8 protein-coding genes are annotated in these 7,772 nt (G+C 49.6%); 1 reads left to right on the top strand and 7 read right to left on the bottom strand.

What is annotated here, in order from left to right; genetic code table 11:
• Positions 1–33: 33 nt before the first annotated feature.
• The 7 genes from OKC30_RS18890 to OKC30_RS18860 all read right to left on the bottom strand — a co-directional run bounded on the left by OKC30_RS18890 (position 34) and on the right by OKC30_RS18860 (position 6,338).
• Positions 34–528 (bottom strand): PaaI family thioesterase, encoded by a 495-nt coding sequence (locus tag OKC30_RS18890; protein WP_270809748.1) that lies wholly within the window; start codon positions 526–528, stop codon positions 34–36.
• Between the two features lie 53 nt (positions 529–581).
• Positions 582–923 carry a carboxymuconolactone decarboxylase family protein gene (locus OKC30_RS18885; protein WP_160839155.1) on the bottom strand — a complete coding sequence of 114 codons (342 nt, stop codon included), beginning with the start codon at positions 921–923 and terminating at the stop codon, positions 582–584.
• A 29-nt stretch (positions 924–952) separates the two neighbouring features.
• Entirely contained in the window at positions 953–2,662 is a 1,710-nt protein-coding gene (locus OKC30_RS18880) for an FAD-dependent oxidoreductase (protein WP_182859731.1), read from the bottom strand.
• A gap of 33 nt (positions 2,663–2,695) precedes the next feature.
• Complete coding sequence (locus OKC30_RS18875) at positions 2,696–3,694, bottom strand: SLAC1 anion channel family protein (RefSeq protein ID WP_270809747.1); 999 nt, start codon at positions 3,692–3,694, stop codon at positions 2,696–2,698.
• Between the two features lie 361 nt (positions 3,695–4,055).
• Positions 4,056–4,583 carry a NifB/NifX family molybdenum-iron cluster-binding protein gene (locus OKC30_RS18870; protein ID WP_160839159.1) on the bottom strand — a complete coding sequence of 176 codons (528 nt, stop codon included), beginning with the start codon at positions 4,581–4,583 and terminating at the stop codon, positions 4,056–4,058.
• Positions 4,558–4,878: a DUF134 domain-containing protein gene (locus OKC30_RS18865; RefSeq protein ID WP_160839161.1), complete on the bottom strand. Its 321-nt coding sequence runs from the start codon at positions 4,876–4,878 to the stop codon at positions 4,558–4,560. Before OKC30_RS18865 ends, OKC30_RS18870 begins: the two co-directional genes overlap by 26 nt.
• A 309-nt stretch (positions 4,879–5,187) precedes the next feature.
• A protein-coding gene (locus tag OKC30_RS18860) for an IS3 family transposase (RefSeq protein WP_160839163.1) occupies positions 5,188–6,338 on the bottom strand; the annotation gives its coding sequence in 2 pieces (ribosomal slippage) (positions 5,188–6,101 and positions 6,101–6,338; 1,152 coding nt in all).
• A 974-nt stretch (positions 6,339–7,312) separates the two neighbouring features.
• On the opposite strand from OKC30_RS18860, the gene rraB reads away from it, so the two are divergent.
• Positions 7,313–7,648, top strand: a complete 336-nt coding sequence (gene rraB, locus OKC30_RS18855; RefSeq protein WP_010675493.1) for a ribonuclease E inhibitor RraB — start codon at positions 7,313–7,315, stop codon at positions 7,646–7,648.
• The last annotated feature ends 124 nt before the right edge of the window (positions 7,649–7,772 follow it).

Below are 7,772 nucleotides of genomic sequence, written 5' to 3'. Positions count from 1 at the left end.
AGAGCCGGCTGGAATGACGACTATCGGGCTCAGTTATTCTTTGGTTAAAATATCAACAAAGTGTGCTCCCGCCCTGCCCTGCCCATCGGGTGGTGCGATAAACTTGGCCGAAGCGCGAGCCAGCCGCTGCTCTCCGTCGATGCACTGTCCGGCAATATGCAACCCTGAGAGCAGCCATGCTTCGAGCTGATAGATGCCCCGCCGCTGCCCAAGTAGCTGGGCACAGATCGTAATAGTCTGACCCATGCGGATCGGTGCCACGAATCGAACCGTCAACTCCGCGGTCAGTGCCTTGATTCCCTGCATCAATAAACAGTGCGTCATCGCAGCATCGAGCAAGGTGCTGGTCATGCCACCGTGCAACAGTCCGGTATAGCCCTGATGTTTCTGGCTCACCACAAACGGAGCTCGCACGGAGCCATCTTGGTGTTGCGAGAACGCTAGTTCCAAGGAGTCCGGATTATTGTCACGGGAACCACAAACCATACACTGAGCATGACTTGGTTTGGCAATGAGATAAGGTGTCATCCATTCCTTCTTAGCGGCAGGCCGATAACCAGACTGCCGCATCGGATTATAAATTAACCGGCTAACTCGTCTACGGCTGCCAGCGCCTGTGTGCCATAGATCACCGCCGGACCACCGCCCATCAGGATGGCCACATCAATAGTTTCAACCAGTTCCTGTTTACTCGCGCCAGCTTTCAGCGCTGCTGCCACATGGGCTGCAATGCAACCATCACAGCGTGCAGCAATCGCAATTGCCGTTGCCATCAACTCTTTATGTTTAATGCTGAGTTCACCGTCGTACATCGCTGCTTTATGCAAAGCGAGAAATGCATTCATGGTGTCTGGACTAGCCTTGCGGTAGGCCGATCCGAATTGACGTTGTTCCTGATTAATCTCTGTGTAGTTCTTAGCCATAAAGTACCTCGACAAGTTGTTATTACAGATCAAAACGAATCTGTAACCATCTGATAGGTCTTGTAGCCCCCGGTCAGATTGCGGGCTTGAAATCCGTTTTGTACCAACATGCGATAGGCAACATGTCCGCGCAAACCGACCTGGCAAGCCACCAAAATTTCTTTATCGACAGGTAGCGTATATAAACGATCCCGTAACGCATCGAGTGGAATATTCAATGCGTTCGGAAAGACGCCTGATGCCTCCAGCTCTGGCGGATTTCGCACATCCAGCACGACTTGATCGGAAGCGCCCAGCAATAGTTCTTCGGTGTGACAAATTGCCTCATCACCATTCATCACATTACTGGCAACCATACCGGCTTGGTTCACCACATCACGCGCCGAACCAAACGGTGGCGCATATGTCAATTCCAGATCAGCCAACTGCTGAACGGTCATCCGGGCTCGTTGCGCAACGGCTAAAACATCAATCCGTTTGTCGATACCATCCAAACCAGCCGCCTGGGCACCCAGGATCTGGCCATCCGTTGGATCAAACAGTAATTTCAAGGTCACCGGGTGAGCACCGGGGTAGTAACTGGCGTGACTGGCGGTATGCACGTAAATCTTTTCATAGTTCATATTCAATCGCTTGAGTGTTTTTTCATTCAAGCCTGTACTGCCAATTGCCATGTCAAACAATTTGCAGATCGCTGTGCCTTGTGTCCGGCGATAATGCTCATGGCGACCAAGCATATTGTCAGCAGCAATCCGACCTTGCCGATTAGCGGGCCCTGCCAATGGCACCAGCGCCGCGTCGCCGGTGACGAAATTTTCCGTCTCTACCACATCGCCTACCGCATAAATATCTGGTTCAGACGTTTGCATGGCGCTATTAACCTTGATTCCGCCCAGAGCACCTAATTCCAAACCAGCTTTTACGGCCAGCGTCGTTTCAGGTTTTACACCAATAGCAAGAATGACCATGCCTGTCTGCAACATATCGCCGGAACTCAACATCAAATCCAAGTTATGGGTATGTGTGACGGGGGTGTCATATACAGCAGTCGCCTCAGGTTCGGCTGGATAAAAGTCAGCCACTGAAATGGCCGCCAAACCGGTTTTAAGACGCAAATCGATGCCTTTTTCGCACATATGGCGGTGCAACATATTGGCCATTTCACGATCAACCGGGGCCATAACCTGATCGGAGAGTTCCAAAAGGGTGACGTCAATCCCTCTATGGTGCAGTGCTTCAACCATCTCCAACCCAATAAAACCACCCCCGACAACAGTTACATGCTTAGGCTTCTCCGCTGCCAGTACAACTAGGATCTTATCCATATCCGGTATGCTACGCAGACTGTAGACATGATGACTATTAATTCCCGGTATTGGCGGTTTAATCGGTGATGCGCCTGGGCTTAATAATAGCTTATCATATGACTCCTGATAGGTTTCCCCCGTCAACGTCTGCTGAATCGTTATAATTTTATTTTTTACATCAATGTCTATAACGTCATTAAATACACGAACATCAACATTGAATCGGTTTTTGAAACTATCAGGAGTTTGAAGTATCAAGGCATCCCGTGATTCGATTTCACCACTGATATGATACGGCAAACCACAGTTTGCAAAGGATACAAACTCTCCACGCTCTAGAACTATGATTTCAGCATCTTCTGCTACTCTTCTTGCTCGTGCAGCTGCGGAGGCCCCACCGGCGACACCACCGACAATTACAATCTTCATCATAAAAATCCCTACGGTACAATCAATTAACGACTCTTATTCAGGTCGGCACAATTCAGCAGCAAGCACAGCTTTTATGGTGCGAATTACCAACCAGAACAATAAAACAGTCAATAAACACAATAGTACGCCCGATAACGCTTGGAAAAATACAGATGATGTCAGATGTGCCATTTTCATTGAGGCAATAGTTAAAGCGGCTAAAGGAAAGGAATAGGCCCAGGAAGAGATAAAAAATGGCACTTTGAAAAATCTAAATATATTCATTGCAAGTAATAAGCCTAGAAATAGTGCGATGTAATAGATAACTCTTGCAAAAACATCAAGCTGGCCAACTAGGCTGGTATAGGAGACAAATCCAACAGAGGGGGGAGCTAGAAGAATAAATAGCATAGGGGTCATTCGAGCGGGTAATGGCTCATGAAAGAACAGCCGGTACATGATGATCGTCAACAGTACGATCCAAAATACGATCCCGATACTGAAACAAAACCAGCTCAACTCGGTGTAACCTAATTGGCTACCTGTAATAGGGACAATAATATTGCAAACCACAGGAATAAACCAACTTGGGTTCGCATGTGATAGAGTGTAGTGAGTGTGGTGAATCCAACTGCTCATCACATACATGGTAAGAGCAATTTGCAAGGTGGTTCCAGCAATCCATAAATAAGTGGAAGTTATTGTTTCATGCTGCCAAACAACAGAAAGTAGCAAGAGGCTGATAGAAAAAGAAGGAAAGAAGTTTATTCGAACCGGGTGGCGAATTTCTTCTAGCACTGAATGAGTATAACGCCCTATTTTTACCGCATAAAGGATTGACAATATGACCATCGCTATTGATGTCGCGTAAGCAAATATTGACCAAATGGCCATGCCATGAAAGAAAATGGCAGAGGCACCTTTCCAAGCCAGAGTAAATCCGGACAATCCCATAATCATCGAAAAAAATGACACTGGAAAATAAGCAATTCTAGGCAAGTCAGGCTCAAGATTAGACTGAGGAACATTTAAAGTCATTTTGATATCCACCATGAGTGTTGATTTTATTCAAGCTACTACATTAGAGATGTCTAATTCAACTGATTTGTCTCAACTTCTTCATCTTGATGAAATAATAATAAATATCTGACTGAGCATTCAGTCCATGCTCAGTCAGAACCTTTACCTATGTTTATTTTTACTAAGGTAATATTACAAAATTAGCGTTGCTGTTTAACTGGTTCGGATATCTGATATAAATGCTCATCACATCGTGTATGACAACCACAAAGCCGCTCTTGACCAGTTTCAGGTGATATTGTCAATTCTCGTTTGCGCACCTGGCGGAGCCAGAACAGAAGTGCAACACCCAACAAGTTCAGCCAAGTGAACAATATTGGCAACACACATTGACTTAGGACTGACAGCATTTGCCACGACCCTGGCCGCGATGACCACAGCCATGTCTGTGTATCTGGTTCCCTTGACCATGAACCATCTCTTGCTGAAGAGGCTTAGTTTCGTGACAGCAAGCCACTGAGTACTCCCCTTCGGAATGCTTACAACCACCAGACTTTTTCTTCACTTCATGATTCAGCGATTGACGGCCTTGACTAGCCTGATGCAACTGCTTCAGTCCACTGGTAACTGGATCAACCAGCTCATGAGTTGGGCGGCGACCACAGTCAGTCTGATACACGACAAACTGCCGGGCCAGCAATTTTCCCAACATCTGCTCGCCGATATTGCGAACTACAATCCGCTCAACCTGTTGCTCTGCTAATAGATCGACCATTTTCTGTTTACCGGCACAATTAGCCGCCAGTGCAGGATTGTCGACCCGGTTAATCTCAACGCCACGTTCATCTAGAAAGACTAAGCAATTAGCCTTGGTAAAATGGTTGGCGACCCGATCATCAATCATTGGAATGGCTGTGATCATGTTTTGTAACTCCTTCATCCTCAAGGTGCATCATAAGGGCCTTGCCCTGGGTTAAGCAGTCCACGACCTTGAAACGGGCTGCTTTCAGAACATTGGCCAGTGTCTGCCGGGAAACCCCCATCTCCACCGCCGCTTCTTGCTGTTGCATGCCGAGTAAATCGACCAATCGCAAGGCTTCAAACTCATCATCTTTCAAGCGAACTTGCTCCAACTGGCTCATGGGTCGAGCATTTGGCTTGAAGCAACTATCCGCTGGGCGGCCACAGATGTTACGTGGAATCTTAGGTCTAGCCATTAGGGTTCCTTACTGGCATATGCCATATATACACCTTGAATGTGGCATATGCAACATATTGGTTGTGGTTAGAGACAAATCTAGATCGGACGCTCATTAATTGGGCTTCATATGAGGTTCTTTTCGCGTCATCTAGAGCCTTGCTGTGACATGGTAATCTTTTATGGTTTTTCAAAATTGTGCCGAACTACCAATCGCTTTCATCCCAAAAATGAGTTTCGAAAGGGACTTTTTTTGGCTTGGCGCATAGTTTGTGCCCCAGTTTCTACCTGCATGTTCTTGAGGTCGAAGTGAATCGCCCCTGGTTTTCTAGACACTCTGTTGCTGACAAATAAACTGCCTTTCAAACTCTACCGGCGACAACCCATCATTGGAACCATGGCGTCTGATTGGGTTGTAAAACATTTCGATATAATCAAATACGTCGCTGCGGGCTTCATCTCTTGTCGCGTAAATCCTGCGCTTGATCCGCTCCCGTTTGAGCAACTGAAAGAAGCTCTCGGCGACCGCGTTGTCGTGACAGTTACCCCGTCGGCTCATGCTGCAACTCAGGTTGTGGGTCTTCAGAAAGTCCTGCCATTCACCACCGGTAAACTGGCTGCCCTGATCCGAATGCACCAGTACCGGCTGCTTGGGCTTGCGCCGCCAGACGGCCATCAATAACGCATCAACCGCCAAGTCTGCCGTCATGCGTGACTTCATCGCCCAGCCGACGATCTGGCGAGAGAACAGGTCGAGCACCACCGCCAGGTACAGCCACCCTTCTTGAGTACGGATGTAGGTAATGTCAGTCACCCAGGAGATGTTGGGGGCTGGCACCTTAAACTGACGTGCCAGCGTGTTTGGGGCCGCCTGCGTGCTCTTGCCTCCATAATGCCCCTTGCGGCGTTGATAACCTGTTTGCGAACGCAGTCCTTCCCGCGTCATTAATTTGGCCACACGGTGCATGCCGCAGCCTTCCCCTGCGTCACGAAGGTCGCGATGGATCTTGCGATAGCCGTAGACAGCACCACTTTCCAACCAGGATTGCTTGACCAATCCGATCAGTCGTTCGTCCTCCTGCTGTCGTGGCGATACGGGCTGTTTCAGCCACGCATAGAAGCCACTTCGGTGAACCCCCAGGGTCTGGCACAGGGTAACGACACTGTAGCGGTCGAGTCGGGAGGTTATGAACGCGTACCTTTCCTTGACTCGCTGGCAAAGTACGCGGCGGCCTCCTTTAGGATATTGCGCTCCTCGGTGACTTGGCGCAGTTCGGCTTTCAGGCGGCGGATCTCGGCTTGCAAGGCAGACTCTTCGAGCTGCTGGTCAGCAGGCTTGCCGTACTGCCTGAGCCAGGCATACAGACTGTGGCTGGATACCCCAAGGGCGCGTGCAACGTCAGCCACCGGCCATCCGCGCTCGGTGATTTGTTTAACGGCTTCGATTTTGAATGTTTCTGGATAACGCTGACGGGTCATAACACCTCCAATAGTTGCCTCATTTTAAGGCTGTGAGGTGTCTAGGGAACTGGGGGCGATTCACATCATGTGGGGAGAGGGCTTACTGCGCTGTTCTAGGTCAAAAAACAGAATTAGATGATGGTTCTCATTGGTTTCATCTTGTAAGCACTCCATCAGTTGGGTAGGTATGTAGGCATAGAGCTCAGGAACCTGTAACAGATTTTGATCGGAAACTAGGGGCGATTCATGAGACTGCAAGCTCCTTTGCTCTATGACGAGGAGCCCACACAGAACACTGCAATCCTAGCTAAATAAATAGTCTGTTTCGGAGCAGGAAACGGTAAGTGTTAATCTGGCAGGGTATTGAAGGTCTAATCACCGGATAATGCGTTTGAGCCATGAAGCGCTGACTAGCATCAGGGAGCAGAAAGGCGAAAGTTTTTAATCCTAAGCTTGTAGAGCCTAAACGTGCCAGAGATTGACCAGAGACGCATAACAAAAAGGCCTCGCATTGAAAGCGAAGCCTTGTGGAGTGTGCTGTCCAGAGCTGTGGTATGTAAACTGTCATGAGGATTTTCAATCCCCTGCTCTACCGACTGAGCTATCTGGGCAACGGCGCGCATTAAACCCTTTCTGGACTGAGGTGTCAACCACAGGCCGCAGATTGATGTACCGTTCGCTCGATATCCGAGCAATCTTCCCGTGATTGGACCGGTTTCCCCGTTTTAACCATGAAAAGAGGGGCGCCTGCGGGGCAGGGCGGGCCGACGGCCAGCAGAACATCATGAAGGATGGCGGGCTGCCTGACGTGCCGAGGGCTGCCCGTTGGCGCCAAGCCGGAAGAGGCGCCAGTTATCTTGGCCCATCGATTGAGCCTGCCGCGCTCTGCGGGTATGCTTTGCCGCACTCATCCCCTGGCCATGGTCCGGGCCGACGCGGCTGGCAGGGGTGACATCCATCCAACACCGCCTGGGGTTTATATGAATACCAATATGCAAGAGTGGCGCGAAGAGACCGCCGCCATCGTCAACGAGCTGCTGGCCGATGGCAGCAACCCGGATCTGGATTACGAGATTGAGCACCACTTTGCCTGCCAGAAGTTCGATCTGCTGGAGAAGGCGGCGGTCGATCTGTTCAAGGCCGGTTTCGAAGTGACCGACGCCGAGGAGATGGAGCTGGACGACGGCGCCACCATCTTCTGCTTCGACGCCATGGTGGAGTGCAAGCTGGACATCGACACCATCGTCGCCGACATCGAGAAGATGCTGCCCATCCTCGAGAAATACGGGGTGGACTACGACGGCTGGGGCACCTACTTCCAGGAGTAAGTGCGTCAGATCACGTACGCTTTGCAAAAACAACAAGGCCACCCTCGGGTGCAATGCTGATCAGTTAAGGATCCATTGACCGATCCTTCTGCTGTAGGACAATCCGGAACCAATCACTGGTTCC

The sequence above is a fragment of the Aeromonas sp. QDB18 genome, assembly GCF_027705325.1.
In the GTDB taxonomy this organism is placed as follows: Bacteria; Pseudomonadota; Gammaproteobacteria; order Enterobacterales; family Aeromonadaceae; genus Aeromonas; species Aeromonas caviae.
This window is presented reverse-complemented; position numbering and strand designations above follow the sequence as displayed.

Excerpts from the sequence above, each read along its gene's own strand:
- OKC30_RS18890 (WP_270809748.1), bottom strand. The coding sequence starts at position 528 with ATGACACCTTATCTCATTGCCAAACCAAGTCATGCTCAGTGTATGGTT.
- OKC30_RS18885 (WP_160839155.1), bottom strand. The coding sequence starts at position 923 with ATGGCTAAGAACTACACAGAGATTAATCAGGAACAACGTCAATTCGGA.
- OKC30_RS18880 (WP_182859731.1), bottom strand. The coding sequence starts at position 2,662 with ATGATGAAGATTGTAATTGTCGGTGGTGTCGCCGGTGGGGCCTCCGCA.
- OKC30_RS18875 (WP_270809747.1), bottom strand. The coding sequence starts at position 3,694 with ATGGTGGATATCAAAATGACTTTAAATGTTCCTCAGTCTAATCTTGAG.
- OKC30_RS18870 (WP_160839159.1), bottom strand. The coding sequence starts at position 4,583 with ATGATCACAGCCATTCCAATGATTGATGATCGGGTCGCCAACCATTTT.
- OKC30_RS18865 (WP_160839161.1), bottom strand. The coding sequence starts at position 4,878 with ATGGCTAGACCTAAGATTCCACGTAACATCTGTGGCCGCCCAGCGGAT.
- rraB (WP_010675493.1), top strand. The coding sequence starts at position 7,313 with ATGCAAGAGTGGCGCGAAGAGACCGCCGCCATCGTCAACGAGCTGCTG.